Here is a 12749-nt window from a genome sequence, read left to right on the forward strand (position 1 = left end):
ACCTTTTTGTTGTAGTGACCGACCTTTATTACTGGGCTTTTTCGGCCGCCAGTTCTTCCAGGTCGATGTAGCGGTTGCCGATGCGTGGGTGCAGACGGCCGCCGTCCGCGCAACCCAGGACCACGACAATTTCGTCGGCACGTGGCGCGTCTTCGATCTGCATTTCCAGGGTGATGTAGTGCGAACGCAGGCCTTCGTCATCCTTGTGCATCATCGGAATCTGGATCGAGGTGCCCGGGCCACCGCGCTTGTTGGTGAAGCTCAGATAACTCTTGGCTTTAACCGCTTCGCGGTAATGGTTACCGAAACGCAGGGTGTGGATGACGGCGGAAGCGTGTTCGATTTCACCATCGGCACCGACGACGGCTGCCTTGCCATAAGCCTCGATTTTCTCGGCACCGCCGATGATGCCTACCAGGCGCTCAACCATAAGTGCTCCGAGGTCCGAGCAGTTGGCGCGGATTTCCGGCTTGAGGTCTTCGACGAAGCCGCGACCCAGCCAAGGGTTTTTCATCACCACAGCCAGGCCGACCATGGTCACTGGCGTATCGGTGGCCTTGCCGCCTTCGATAAAGGTTTCTTCGACATAGCTGACGATCTTGCGGATTTCGAAACTCATGAGCTGCTCCGTTTCAGGTTGAAAGTGTCTGTGCGTATGATGGTATACCATAATACCGGATGCGCAAGACCCTGAAATGAGTTTCTGGTCGGAAGGTGATGAAAAGAGGGGGGGAAGGGCGCAGTAGCTTTTAAGCGTCTCCACCAAAGCACTGCTACTCAGACATGGGCCTGCAGCAATACCCGGTGCTCCGTGCGGTGGATCGTCGGCAAGAATGGGCGACCCACCGTCTCGGCTCGTTTCGTGTTTCAGGCCGCAGCGCTCACTCCTGCGCCTTTCCCCTCCGTCGGAATGTCATGAAGGGAAATCCTTGAAGTCTCCGGCAATGCCAGTCCACCCGCCAGCGCAAGCAAAGCCACAGCGATTAGGTAGAACGCCGGCGACAAGTTGCTGCCGGTGGTGCTGATTAGCCACGTAGCCACCAGCGGTGCAGTGCCGCCGAAAATGGTATAGGCCATGTTGTAGGTAATCGCCGATGCGGTGTATCGAGTACGGGTAGGGAAGGTTTCCGAGAGCAAGGCCGCCGTTACCACACCGCACAACACCGCTCCAATCGCCAAGAGCATAACGCCGGCGATGGATGCTGCGAACGAGCCGGAGCTGGCCATCAGGAATGATGGATACACGGCCACAATTAATAGAGCGCAAGCCGTCATCACCGTTTTTCGACGCCCGACCCGGTCCGAATACAGCCCGGCCAGTGGGCAGATCGCCGCAGCGAATAGCAATGCAATCAGTGACACCAGCAACGCTGTTGCGCGGCTCAGGCCGCCCGCGACTTGCAGGTAGGTAGCGAAGTAGGTGGTGAACATATAAAACGATAGCGCCGTGAGCGACACAAAAGCGCCCAGGCAACAGATTGCCGCACCATGGTTGCGCAAGGTTTCCCTAAGTGGGGAATGGGCTACTGCATGCTCCTGAGTCACCGCCTGGAATGCCGGTGTCTCATCGAGCTTCCAGCGCAAGTACAGGCCCACCAGGCCCAGCGGCGCGGCAATCAGGAATGGCAGGCGCCAGCCCCAGCTACCCATCGCTTCGGCCGATAATGATGCCTCGAGTGCGTAGGCCACCACGGCTGCCGCGGCGAAGGCGGAAAAAGTAGACACCGGAATGAAGCTGCCGTACCAGGCGCGTTTATCATTCGGTGCATGCTCCATCAGATAGGCACAGGCACCTGCGTATTCTCCCCCGGCGGAAAAGCCTTGGGCGCAACGGATCAGGGAAAGCAGAATCGGCGCCATGACCCCGATCGCGGCATAAGTGGGCAGCAGACCGATCAAGGTCGTTGCACCGGCCATCAGTAGAATCGTCATCGCAAGGGTTCGCTTGCGGCCGATCCTGTCGCCCAGCATGCCGAAGAAAATCCCTCCAAGAGGCCGAAACGCAAAAGCCACGGCGAATACCGCAAAGGTTTTCAGCAGCGCGGCACTGGCATCGCCGCTTGGGAAAAATTGCTGGGCGATGGTTGTGGCCAAAAAGCCGTAGACGGCGAAGTCGAACCACTCGACGAAATTGCCGATGCCGGCGGCCACAATCACTCTTCTCAGGGTTCTTGGGCTGACTTGTTCTGTCGTTGCGCTCGTCATGCTGGACCTCGAGAGTTCGTTAGTAAGCTTTCGATTATCGGGGCAGGTACTAAGGCTGCTCACTTCAAAAGTGTCATCCACATAGTCAGTACCGACTTCAAGCACTTGAATTAAGCATTACTCGCGCCAGATGGGTTGGTCGTTCATCCAAAGAGTTGGCCGTCAGTGATATTTGACGGCCTTGGCTTGCAGCTTTTCGATCCGCAGGTGCCCCACAAATGCAACGTCGCTCAAGGGCGTTTCACTGCATCGGCACCCGAAGGCTCCAGGTGAACATCAGCTGTACTGACTTGTCGATCCAGCTGCGGGTTTGGGCCTCCAGTTGTGGGTCAGCTGATAGGCAATTGCCAGCCATATGAACCATCCCGGCATGACCATTAAGGCAATACGGGTGTCAGGTCTTAATGCCAGCAAACAGAGAACAAAGCCCAGGAACGCCAAAGAGAACCAGGCCATCGGTACGCCTCCAGGCATCTTGTAGGCTGATTGAGCATGCAGGTCGGGCCGGCTTCTGCGATAGGCAATGTACGACGCGAGGATGGTCGACCAAGTGAAAATCACCAGGATCGCCGACACGGTAGAGACGATGGTGAACGCTGTCATGACTTCTGGAACGATGAACAGCAGCAGTACACCCACCAGCATCAACAGTGTGGTGAACGCCAGGCTCAACAGAGGCACGCTATTGCCCGACAAACGCCGAAAAATTCCCGGAGCATTGTCGTGACTGGCCAGCCCAAACAGCATGCGGCTGGATGAAAATACGCCACTGTTGGCCGATGAGGCGGCAGACGTCAGCACCACAAAGTTGACGATACCTGCTGCGGCGGGAAACCCTGCCACTAGAAACAGTTCGACGAAAGGGCTCTTGTTGGGCGAAACCTGTTGCCAGGAAGTCACTGCAATAATGCAGGCCAGTGCCAGCACATAAAACAGGATGATTCTCAACGGAATCGAGTTGATGGCTTTAGGCAGGGTCTTCTCGGGGGAGCGCGTTTCGGCGGCTGCAGTGCCGATCAGCTCAGTGCCGGCAAAGGAGAAGATTGCCATCTGGAAACCGGCGAAGAAACCAAACAGGCCGTTGGGGAAGGCTGCCTGTTTATCCAGCAGGTGGTTCAGGGATGCAGTGACGCCATTGGGTGAGACGAAGGAGCTGGCAATCAGCACCATGCTGACGCCAATCAAGGTGACGACGGCAATGATCTTGATGATCGCGAACCAGAACTCCACTTCACCGAAAAGCCTGACCGTCAGCACGTTCAAGGCAAACAGCGTCATTAACATACCGATGGCCGGTATCCAGGCGGGTACATCGGGGAACCAGTACTGAAAGAATCCGCCGACCACTACTGCATCGCCTACCACCGCGACGCTCCAGCTCAGCCAGTACGACCAACCGAGGAAGAATGCCGCTCGTGGGCCGAGGTAGGCACCGGCAAAATCCGCGAAGGTTTTGAAGTTCAAGTTGGAGAGCAACAGTTCGCCCATGGCGCGCATGACGAAATAGACGAACAGACCGATGATCATATAGATGAGGATGATCGACGTGCCGGAGAGGGCGATGATCTTCCCGGAGCCCATGAACAGACCTGTTCCGATGGCACCTCCCATGGCCATTAACTGAATGTGACGATTGCTGAGCGTGCGCTGCAGCGCGGGCTGTTCAACCAGCCCGGACGGAGTCGATTTCATTACAAAACCTCTTGATTTTATGTTTTTGAGTTTTGGCAGAAAAGTGGATGTCTAGCGTTCTTGTTAGAGATGCAACGGCTACTGACGGTGGTGGTTTGCGGGTGGCAGGGTTTCTCGTCCGCGAATAAGGTGCGCGGCCCCTTGGCACCTTGCTCAGGGGGCCTCACCTATGGCGATCAGCTGACTGTGCGCAGGCGCGAGGGGGCGATTGCTGGCTGCGGATCAAGCAGTTGGTAGAGATTTTTTATGTTGGCAGGCGTCGGCACCAAGTGGATGCGCTCACCGATTGCATGCTCCCGCGCTAGGTCGTGCACGTAGCGCAGTGACGAAAAGTCTTCCAGAGCAAAACCCACTGAATCGAACACAGTGACCTGTGCGTCGTTCTCGCGCCCCGGGACTTCGCCTTGAACAATCTGGAAGAACTCGACGACGGGAAAGTCGGGCTCCAGTTGTTGAATATCGCCTTCAATCCGGGTTTGAGGTTCAAACTCAACGATGACCCGGGCATTGCGCAGGATGTCGGTGTGCAGTTCGGTTTTCCCCGGGCAGTCACCGCCGACGGCATTGATATGCATGCCGGGCTCGATCATCTCGGGCGTCAAAATCGTTGCATAGGCCTTGTCTGCAGTGACCGTGGTGACGATGTGCGCGCCCTTGACCGCTTCCTGTACCGAGTTGGCCAGAATCACCTCAATCCCCGGGAATGCGGCCAGGTTGTGCTTCAACTTGAGTGAAGCATCGCGATCGATATCGAAAATGCGGATTTCCTTTATAGACAGCATTTCGTGGAAAGCGAGGGCCTGAAACTCGCTCTGGGCGCCATTACCGATGATTGCCATGATGCTTGAACCAGGGCGCGCCAGGGACTGCGCGACCAGCGCGGAGGTCGCTGCAGTGCGCACGGCTGTGGTCAGCGTCAGTTCGCTGAGCAAGGTTGGATAGCCACTGTGAACATCGGCCAGGACACCGAAGGCCATGACCGTCAGCAAGTCCCTTTGACCGTTGTCCGGGTGACCATTCACGTATTTGAACGAGTACTGTTGGCCATCGTCGGTCGGCATCAACTCGATCACACCGTCGGCCGAATGATTGGCGGTGCGAGGCGACTTATCAAACTGCGCCCAGCGTGAGTAGTCAGCTTCGATGTAAGCCGCCATTTCGCGGATTACCCGGCGGATTCCCACCTTGGCGAACAGGCGTGCGGCATGATCGACATCGATAAAAAGAGTCATGTTTTTATTCTCCGGTTCAATAGTTGAAACGCTGCGATTCAGGGGATGACTCAGGCGCGTTTGCTCTCGTAACCATGCAGCACGTTGACCGCATTGATCCCGATTTCATCGACCATGTAGCCGCCTTCCATCACGAACAGGGTGGGGCAGCCCACACCCGCTATCAGCTCGCCGATGCCGATGAAGTCTTCGCTTTCCAGCAGGAAATGGCTGATGGGATCGTCCTTGAACGTGTCGACGCCCAGTGAAATAACCAGCACTTCAGGGGCAAATTGCTGGAGCTTCTTGCAGGCGTGGAACAAGGCGTTGCGGTAACTTTCCCAGGTAGTGTTCTTCGGCATCGGATAGTTCAGGTTGTAACCTTCGCCGTGGCCTGCGCCGACTTCATGGCTGAAGCCTGAGTAGTACGGATAGGACACCGCCGGCTCGCCGTGCAGCGAGACAAACATGACGTCGCTGCGCCCGTAGAAAATGTTCTGGGTACCGTTGCCATGATGAAAGTCGACGTCCAGTACCGCGACATGCTTGGCGCCTCGGGTAATGGCCTGCTGTGCGGCGATGGCGGCGTTGTTGAGATAGCAGTAGCCGCCCATGTATTCACGCGCGGCGTGATGGCCGGGCGGGCGGCAGAGGGCAAAGGCACTGTCGTGGCCTTCATCGATCAGCGCCAGTCCGGTCAGCGCGATATCGGCGCTGGTTTTTACCGCTTGCCATGTGGTGGCGGTAATGGGGGAGCCGGCATCCATGGCGTAGAAACCCAGCTTGCCGTCGATGAACGTCGGGACTTGCTCGTTCGCCAGATCGCGCACCGGCCATACCAGCGGCAAGGCATCGTGGGTGCGTCCGGTTGCGCTCCATTCAGACCAGGCGGATTCCAGAAAAGTTACGTAGCGCTCGCTGTGCGCGTTGACATAGCACGACCGGTCAAATGCTCGTGGTTCGATGATCTGGCCTAGCCCTACCTGTTTAACCCGATGATGGACGGTATCAGCCCGACTGGGCTGTTCAAAGGACGGTTTGAGCACGCCGTCTTTCAATTCGGTGCCGTGGTGCAAACGGTGGGAATCACTGAAAACTGTAAACATTGTGCGCATCCGTTGATGTGAGCCAGTGCAAATATTTTGTTCTGGTTCAGATGCGAAATCTTTGCTTTGTTTTCAAGGTTTGGTAGATATTGCGGGTGGTTTTACTCAGGAATGGCGCCATGCAGAAAAAAATATCCAAACGCATCAGTCTCGACGACACCGACCTGGCGATTCTCGCGTTGTTGCAGGAGGATGCGAGTATCTCCAACGCCGAGCTCAGTGAGCGCCTGTCGTTAAGCCTTACGCCTTGCTGGCGGCGTCGTAAGAGAATGGAGGAGGCGGGCGTGATTAAGGGCTATCAGGCGAACCTTGATCGACGAATGCTGGGGCTGGATATCCTGGCGTTCGTGCACATCCGTTTTTCCACCCACGCTGATCACGCTCCCGACGCTTTCGAGGCGGTGATTGCGCAATTGCCTGAAGTGTTGTCCTGTCACAAGATCACCGGGGATGCCGATTACGTGCTGCAAGTGTTGGCAGAGGATCTTGATAGCTACAGTGACTTTATAGAGCAGGTGCTCAGGCGTCAGGTGGGTATTGCCTCCATCCAGTCCAGCCTGGCTTTACGCGAGGTCAAGACCAGTAGCCGCATTGCGATACCCAAATCGAGCAAGGACTGAGCGGGCAGGGGTTAGATCACCTTTTCAGGGGCGTGTTAGGAGACTGTATTGTTTCGACGGCACTTGGCAGTCAAACGCTCTAATCCGCGGCTTCGGCTAATCACTGTCGTAAAACTGTAATGTTACGGTCATAGAATTGACACGACTTCTTACATTTGACCTAAGCTGGCCTCTGGCCTTTTTCACGGATGAGCAAGCCCCCATGCGTCGTGTCGTATTCAATCAGAAAGGTGGTGTTGGAAAATCCAGCATTGCCTGCAACCTTGCCGCTGTGAGTGCTGCCGAAGGCTACCGAACGCTGCTGGTAGATCTCGACCCCCAGGCAAATTCGACTCACTATCTCACTGGCCTGATCAACGAGAGTATTCCGACGGGCATCGCCGATTTTTTCAAACAAACATTGTCTGGCGGCTTCGAAGGCAGAAAGAGTCGCGTGAACATCATCGAGACCCGTTACGACAACCTCCACCTGGTGGCTGCCAGCCCCGAACTGTCAGACCTCCAATCAAAACTGGAGAGCAAGTTCAAGATCAATAAGCTGCGCAAGTTGCTGGTAGAGCTTTCCGAGGATTATGAGCGCATCTACATCGATACACCTCCGTCACTGAATTTTTATACCTTCAGCGCGCTGGTGGCTGCGGACAGGTTGCTGATTCCGTTTGATTGCGACAGTTTTTCTCGTCAGGCGCTGTATCGCGTCATCGCGCAGGTAGAAGATCTACGTTGTGATCACAATGAATCACTGAAAGTGGAAGGGGTGGTGGTTAACCAGTTCACTGGGCACACTGGCTTGCACCAAAGTCTCGTTGATGAGCTGCTGGCAGAAGGATTACCAGTACTGCCGGTTTACCTGAGCAGCTCCGTCAAGATGCGCGAATCTCACGAAGTTTCAGTCCCCCTCATCCATTTAGCTCCTCGCCATAAGCTTTCACTGGAATTTGTTGGCTTGCTGGATGCCCTGGAGCGGGCCGCCTAGCGTAAGCGTCCAGCCAACACACCTTCCAAACGCCAGCATTAAAGGCGAGGGTGTCTAATGCCGATCAGTTAAGGCGTTGAACGCCGAAATCCTTGTGGGAGCGAGCCTGCTCGCGATGACGGTGGAGCAGTCAACACTGCGTTGCCTGACAGTCCGCCATCGCGAGCAGGCTCGCTCCCACAGGTTCTTGCCCTTTAACTGATCGGCATTAGGCGAGGGTGTCCGCGTATGTTTTATCGGTGCTGAATAACCGGTGCCTTGCCCTGACAGCCGGGCACCGGACACCCTCAAAAACGCGGTTTGATGGTTTTCCAATCAGGCTTGTAACGCTGCATCTGTTTCACATCATCGCGCTGGCGAATGCCACAAGTCAGGTATTGGTCATGCAGCTTGCCCAATTGATCGTGATCCAGCTCCAGGCCCAACCCGGGCGCTCGGGTAATTTTCACGCAACCATCGACGATGGGCAGCTTGCCGCCCTTGATCACCTCTTCGTCCGGCTCCTGCCAAGGGTAATGCGTGTCACAGGCGTAATCGAGATTGGGCACCGAGGCGGCGACATGCGCCATGGCCATCAGGCTAATACCCAAGTGTGAGTTGGAATGCATGGACACGCCCACGCCAAAGGTTTGGCACATTTTCGCCAGCGCCTGAGTGTCGCGTAGCCCGCCCCAATAGTGGTGGTCGGCGAGGACGATCTGCACGCTGTTCAATGCCACACTGCGGCGAAACTCATCGAAATCAGTGACCACCATATTGGTCGCCAGCGGCAGGCCGGTGCGTTTGTGCAGTTCGGACATACCCTCCAGGCCCGGCGTCGGGTCTTCGTAATATTGCAGGTCGTCGCCCAGCAGTTCGGCCATGCGGATCGAGGTTTCCAGGGACCAGTTAGCGTTCGGATCGATCCGCAGCGGGTACCCCGGGAAGGCCTTTTTCAGCGCCTTGATGCACGCAACCTCATGCTCTGGCTCCAGCGCGCCAGCCTTGAGCTTGATGCTCTTGAAACCATAGGTCTCGATCATGCGCCTCGCCTGGGCGACGATCTGCTCTTCGTTCAGCGCTTCACCCCAGCTGTCTGGTTTGTAAGGCGAATCGATATGCTGGGCGTATTTGAAGAACAGATAGGCGCTGAACGGAATCTCGTCACGGATCGCACCGCCCAGCAAGTCCACCAACGGCACGTTCAGCGAGTGTGCCTGTAAATCCAGGAACGCCACTTCGAACGCCGAATACGCATTGCTCACCGCTTTGCTGGCGTGCGAACCGGGTGCCAGTTCTGCGCCGGCGATGCTCGCCGGTTTGTTCGCCGCCACAGTGGCCTGCACGATGGCGCGCAGCTGATTGAGATTGAACGGGTCGAGGCCGATCAACTTGGCTTGCAATTGCTGCTGGATCGCCAGCGCCGGAGCGTCGCCGTAGCTCTCACCCAGGCCAATGTAGCCATTGTCGCTCTCGATCTCGATGATCGATCGCAGCGCAAACGGTTCGTGGATACCACTGGCATTGAGCAGTGGCGGATCACGGAAAGCGATGGGGGTGACGGTGACTCGTTTGATTTTCAAGAGGCTGCTCCCTTTGAACCTGAACTCAAGGCTTGTTGACTGATGGATTTTTTGCAGGCTGCGTCTGCGACGGGTTTGCCGGTCAGCGAGCGAAAGGCGTCGCCACGGGGTGCCGTGCGGGCGAAAAAGATCATCACGGCCGCTACCAGTGATGTGGCGGCCAGGCCGTAAAGTCCACCCTCGATAGAGCCGGTTTTTTGTTCCAGAAATCCGAACGCCGTCGGGGCGACGAAACCGCCAAGGTTGCCGATGGAGTTGATCAGGGCGATCACTGCGGCGGCGATGCGCGCATCCAGATAGCCTTGCGGAATCGGCCAGAACAACGCCGAGGCAGCCTTGAAACCTATGGCCGCAAAACAGATGGCGACGAAGGCGAAGATCGGTCCGCCCGTGGTCGACATGAACATGCCGAAGGCCGCAATCACCAGCGTCAACGACACCCAGGCTTGCTGGTGTTTCCATTTACTGGCCATGGCGGCGAAGCCATACATCGCAACGATGGAAATGAGCCACGGAATCGAGTTGAACAGGCCGACCTGGAAGTCGCCGAGGTTGCCCATTTTTTTGATCATGCTCGGCAGCCAGAACGTGGCGCCATAGATGGTCAAGGCAATGGAAAAGTAGATAAAACAGAACAGGGCAATTTGCTTGTCGGCCAGCAATTTGAACATCGACGGTTTGATCGTCTGCGCGGCTTCGCGAGCCTGCTGCTCCAGCGCGATGGCGCCAACCAGCGCGTCCTTTTCTTCGGCGCTCAGCCATTTCGCTTCACGCGGATGGGATTGCAGCCAGAACCAGACAAAACCGCACAGGACGATGGAGGCGAAGCCTTCAATCAGGAACATCCACTGCCAGCCATGCAGGCTGAAACCGCTGACGTTCAGCAGCGCACCGGACACCGGGCCAGAAATGACCGAAGCAATGGCGGAACCGCTGAGAAAGATCGCCATGGCTTTGCCCCGTTCAGTCGACGGCAGCCACTGGGTGAAGTAGTAAATGATGCCCGGAAAAAAACCCGCTTCGGCCGCGCCGAGAATGAAGCGCAGCACATAGAAGCTGGTTTCGCCACGCACGAAGGCCATGGCCATGGCCGCTGCGCCCCAGGTGAACATGATGCGCGTCAACCAGGCGCGAGCACCGTAGCGTTGCAGCAGCATGTTGGAGGGCACTTCGAATATCGCGTAACCGATGAAGAACAGCCCGGCACCCAGTCCATAGGCCGCTGCGCCGATGCCCAGGTCGGTTTCCATGTGGCTGCGTACGAAGCCGATGTTGACCCGGTCGATGTAGTTGACGATGAACATCACCACAAACAGCGGCAACACATGGCGCTTTACCTTGGCTGCGGCGCGGGCAAGCACATTCGGGTCCGGCGGATTCTGGAGGGTATTCAAGAGGCAACTCCCGATCATTGTTTTTTTAGGGACGAGCCGATCATGGACGCGGCAATTAATCCCGTCTAATCTAACTTGGCATTCGATTGATACCTGGATTAGATCAATGTTCGAACTGACTCAACTGCGCTGCTTCACCACGGTGGCCACCGAACTCAACTTTCGTCGCGCCGCCGAGCGCCTGAACATGACGCAACCGCCCCTCAGTCGACAGATCCAACTGTTGGAGCACCACTTGGGTGTCGAACTGTTCACCCGCACTACCCGCAGCGTTGCTCTCACCGCCGCCGGTCGCGCCTTTTTCATCGAAGCGCAGAATCTGCTGGAGCGCGCCCAGCAAGCCGCCGTCACTGCCCGACGTTTTGCCGAAGGCGACATCGGCTCGATCAACATCAGCTTCGTTGGCAGCGCGGTGTACGAATTCCTGCCCAAGGTCATTGCTGAAGCACGGCTCAAACAGCCTCATGTCAAAATCGATCTGTCGGAGATGAACACCTACCAACAGCACGAAGCCCTTCGCGCCCGGCGTATCGATCTGGGCATCGTCCGTGCGCCCTTGCTGGAACCGGGCTACGCCACCGAGTGCCTGGTGCGCGAGCCATTTGTATTGGCCGTCCCCAGTCGCCACCCGCTGGCCAGTGCCGAAACCGTGTCCGTCAAAGACCTCGATGCGCAACCGTTCCTGATGTACTCCCACGCCGCCTATCCACCGTTCAACGAACTGCTGACCGGCATGCTGCGTTCAGCCCGCGTCGCTCCGGAATACGTGCAATGGCTCGGTTCGTCACTGACTATTCTGGCGCTGGTCAACGCCGGAATGGGCCTGGCCCTGGTCCCTCGCTGTGCCACCAGCGTGGTGTTCAAGAACGTGGTGTTTCGGGATATCGATCTGGGGGAAGGCGTACAGAGCGAGCTGCATTTAATCTGGCGCGAGAATAATGACAACCCGGCGTTTGCGATGTTGCTGGAGGGGATTCGAAAGGCTGTGAGGGAAGGGTGGGGCTTGTGAATTTGGCCATTTTTTTGTTGGCTCAAATGTAAGTCTGGGTTACGCAGTTATTGAGCGGTGATCTGGTTAGCGCAGAGCGCTAGCTACAAGTGAGACTGACTGCCTTTGCGGCGCGTTCGAGTTGTTGTTTAACATCGACGGGTATCCGCTGCTTCTTTAATCGTTGTTCGAGGAATGCTTGATTGCCTCGAGCGTCCACCTCGGCCTCGACAGCGGCGTCCTCCGCTTCTATGGCGGCAGAGTGACTCTCCATGACCGTATCAACATCTGCCGCGCTATTCGCACCTTCGAGAGCGCGGATCAGTTTCGCCACTTCCTCTTCTTCAGCGTTAGCGTACGCCTCTACGGTCATCCCGGCAGCCAAGGCTCGCGCTCGAATTTCCACTCCTTTTAAGGCGTGCCTGGCTTCACTGCAAGAAACTTCTTGATTCTGCTTTGCGACGGCTCTCCATTGGAGTAGACCAACGGTCATCGTGCTGATGATTGCCAGGGTGATAGCACCGCTCAGGATCCGCTTCATGGCCACTCTTGGTCTCTATGAAGTGAGTTTTCGATAGGCGTCGCTTCATCTCATGTCGATGAGATCAAAGCGTAGCATTTACGTCAGTTTAAGGGGCTGTCGATCTCCTGCCACCGACGGTGCAACCTGGAACTGACTTACTGACTATAGCTAGGAGCAGATGAACCGGGTTCAAAATTTTGTCCTGATTTACTCCTGGGCATGAACGCCCGAGGTTTCAAAAAGAATCTCACAGCGGCACCCGAGCGTCTTGGATTCTCTCGTTCTACTGGCCTTTAAAAATCTTTTTAAACCCGAAGGTTCAAAGGAAAAGGCAACTTTGCAGGGCGGTACGTCGTCCCTGAGCCGTCAATCCCCACCTTGAGGCCCTCAGGTCCCCTTGGGCGAATGCAACATTCCCGCCCGTCACCCACATGAACCCCCAGCCTGTCGAACCGGCACTAACCCGTCGTTG

11 protein-coding genes are annotated in these 12749 nt (G+C 56.6%); 3 read left to right on the top strand and 8 right to left on the bottom strand.

What is annotated here, in order from left to right; translation table 11 throughout:
- Nucleotides 1-28: 28 nt before the first annotated feature.
- From KGB06_RS28090 to KGB06_RS28110, 5 genes are all read right to left on the bottom strand, one after another.
- On the bottom strand, nt 29-619 hold the full coding sequence (locus KGB06_RS28090) for an amino acid synthesis family protein (protein ID WP_201112043.1): 591 nt from the start codon (nt 617-619) through the stop codon (nt 29-31).
- A gap of 248 nt (nt 620-867) precedes the next feature.
- Nucleotides 868-2205 carry an MFS transporter gene (locus KGB06_RS28095; protein ID WP_223521778.1) on the bottom strand — a complete coding sequence of 446 codons (1338 nt, stop codon included), beginning with the start codon at nt 2203-2205 and terminating at the stop codon, nt 868-870.
- A gap of 276 nt (nt 2206-2481) precedes the next feature.
- A complete protein-coding gene (locus KGB06_RS28100; RefSeq protein WP_223521545.1) occupies nt 2482-3897 on the bottom strand; it encodes an amino acid permease in 1416 nt (471 codons plus the stop codon).
- A gap of 176 nt (nt 3898-4073) precedes the next feature.
- Nucleotides 4074-5129 (bottom strand): ornithine cyclodeaminase, encoded by a 1056-nt coding sequence (locus KGB06_RS28105; RefSeq protein WP_223521546.1) that lies wholly within the window; start codon nt 5127-5129, stop codon nt 4074-4076.
- A 50-nt stretch (nt 5130-5179) separates the two neighbouring features.
- A complete protein-coding gene (locus KGB06_RS28110; protein ID WP_223521547.1) occupies nt 5180-6214 on the bottom strand; it encodes a histone deacetylase family protein in 1035 nt (344 codons plus the stop codon).
- A gap of 119 nt (nt 6215-6333) precedes the next feature.
- Between KGB06_RS28110 and KGB06_RS28115 the strand changes: the two genes are divergently transcribed.
- Nucleotides 6334-6834, top strand: coding sequence for an Lrp/AsnC family transcriptional regulator (locus KGB06_RS28115; protein ID WP_223521549.1), 501 nt, complete (start codon nt 6334-6336; stop codon nt 6832-6834).
- 202 nt (nt 6835-7036) lie between these two features.
- On the top strand, nt 7037-7810 hold the full coding sequence (locus KGB06_RS28120; RefSeq protein WP_223521551.1) for a ParA family protein: 774 nt from the start codon (nt 7037-7039) through the stop codon (nt 7808-7810).
- A 287-nt stretch (nt 7811-8097) separates the two neighbouring features.
- Here KGB06_RS28120 and KGB06_RS28125 read toward each other — a convergent pair whose 3' ends face one another.
- Nucleotides 8098-9372, bottom strand: coding sequence for a glucarate dehydratase family protein (locus tag KGB06_RS28125; protein ID WP_223521558.1), 1275 nt, complete (start codon nt 9370-9372; stop codon nt 8098-8100).
- Nucleotides 9369-10766: an MFS transporter gene (locus KGB06_RS28130; protein WP_223521563.1), complete on the bottom strand. Its 1398-nt coding sequence runs from the start codon at nt 10764-10766 to the stop codon at nt 9369-9371. The genes KGB06_RS28125 and KGB06_RS28130 overlap by 4 nt, the downstream gene beginning before the upstream one ends.
- A 106-nt stretch (nt 10767-10872) precedes the next feature.
- Between KGB06_RS28130 and KGB06_RS28135 the strand changes: the two genes are divergently transcribed.
- Nucleotides 10873-11775 (top strand): LysR substrate-binding domain-containing protein, encoded by a 903-nt coding sequence (locus KGB06_RS28135; protein ID WP_223521565.1) that lies wholly within the window; start codon nt 10873-10875, stop codon nt 11773-11775.
- Nucleotides 11776-11854: 79 nt separating this feature from the next.
- On the opposite strand, the gene KGB06_RS28140 is transcribed toward KGB06_RS28135, so the two are convergent.
- Nucleotides 11855-12295, bottom strand: coding sequence for a hypothetical protein (locus KGB06_RS28140; RefSeq protein WP_223521567.1), 441 nt, complete (start codon nt 12293-12295; stop codon nt 11855-11857).
- Between the last annotated feature and the right edge of the window lie 454 nt (nt 12296-12749).

The organism is Pseudomonas sp. GL-B-19, assembly GCF_019956415.1.
GTDB lineage: Bacteria > Pseudomonadota > Gammaproteobacteria > Pseudomonadales > Pseudomonadaceae > Aquipseudomonas.

What these genes read in the sequence shown, in the direction of transcription:
- KGB06_RS28115 (WP_223521549.1), top strand. Translation starts at nt 6,334, where the DNA reads ATGCAGAAAAAAATATCCAAACGCATCAGTCTCGACGACACCGACCTG.
- KGB06_RS28100 (WP_223521545.1), bottom strand. Translation starts at nt 3,897, where the DNA reads ATGAAATCGACTCCGTCCGGGCTGGTTGAACAGCCCGCGCTGCAGCGC.
- KGB06_RS28120 (WP_223521551.1), top strand. Translation starts at nt 7,037, where the DNA reads ATGCGTCGTGTCGTATTCAATCAGAAAGGTGGTGTTGGAAAATCCAGC.
- KGB06_RS28105 (WP_223521546.1), bottom strand. Translation starts at nt 5,129, where the DNA reads ATGACTCTTTTTATCGATGTCGATCATGCCGCACGCCTGTTCGCCAAG.
- KGB06_RS28110 (WP_223521547.1), bottom strand. Translation starts at nt 6,214, where the DNA reads ATGTTTACAGTTTTCAGTGATTCCCACCGTTTGCACCACGGCACCGAA.
- KGB06_RS28090 (WP_201112043.1), bottom strand. Translation starts at nt 619, where the DNA reads ATGAGTTTCGAAATCCGCAAGATCGTCAGCTATGTCGAAGAAACCTTT.
- KGB06_RS28095 (WP_223521778.1), bottom strand. Translation starts at nt 2,205, where the DNA reads ATGACGAGCGCAACGACAGAACAAGTCAGCCCAAGAACCCTGAGAAGA.
- KGB06_RS28135 (WP_223521565.1), top strand. Translation starts at nt 10,873, where the DNA reads ATGTTCGAACTGACTCAACTGCGCTGCTTCACCACGGTGGCCACCGAA.
- KGB06_RS28140 (WP_223521567.1), bottom strand. Translation starts at nt 12,295, where the DNA reads ATGAAGCGGATCCTGAGCGGTGCTATCACCCTGGCAATCATCAGCACG.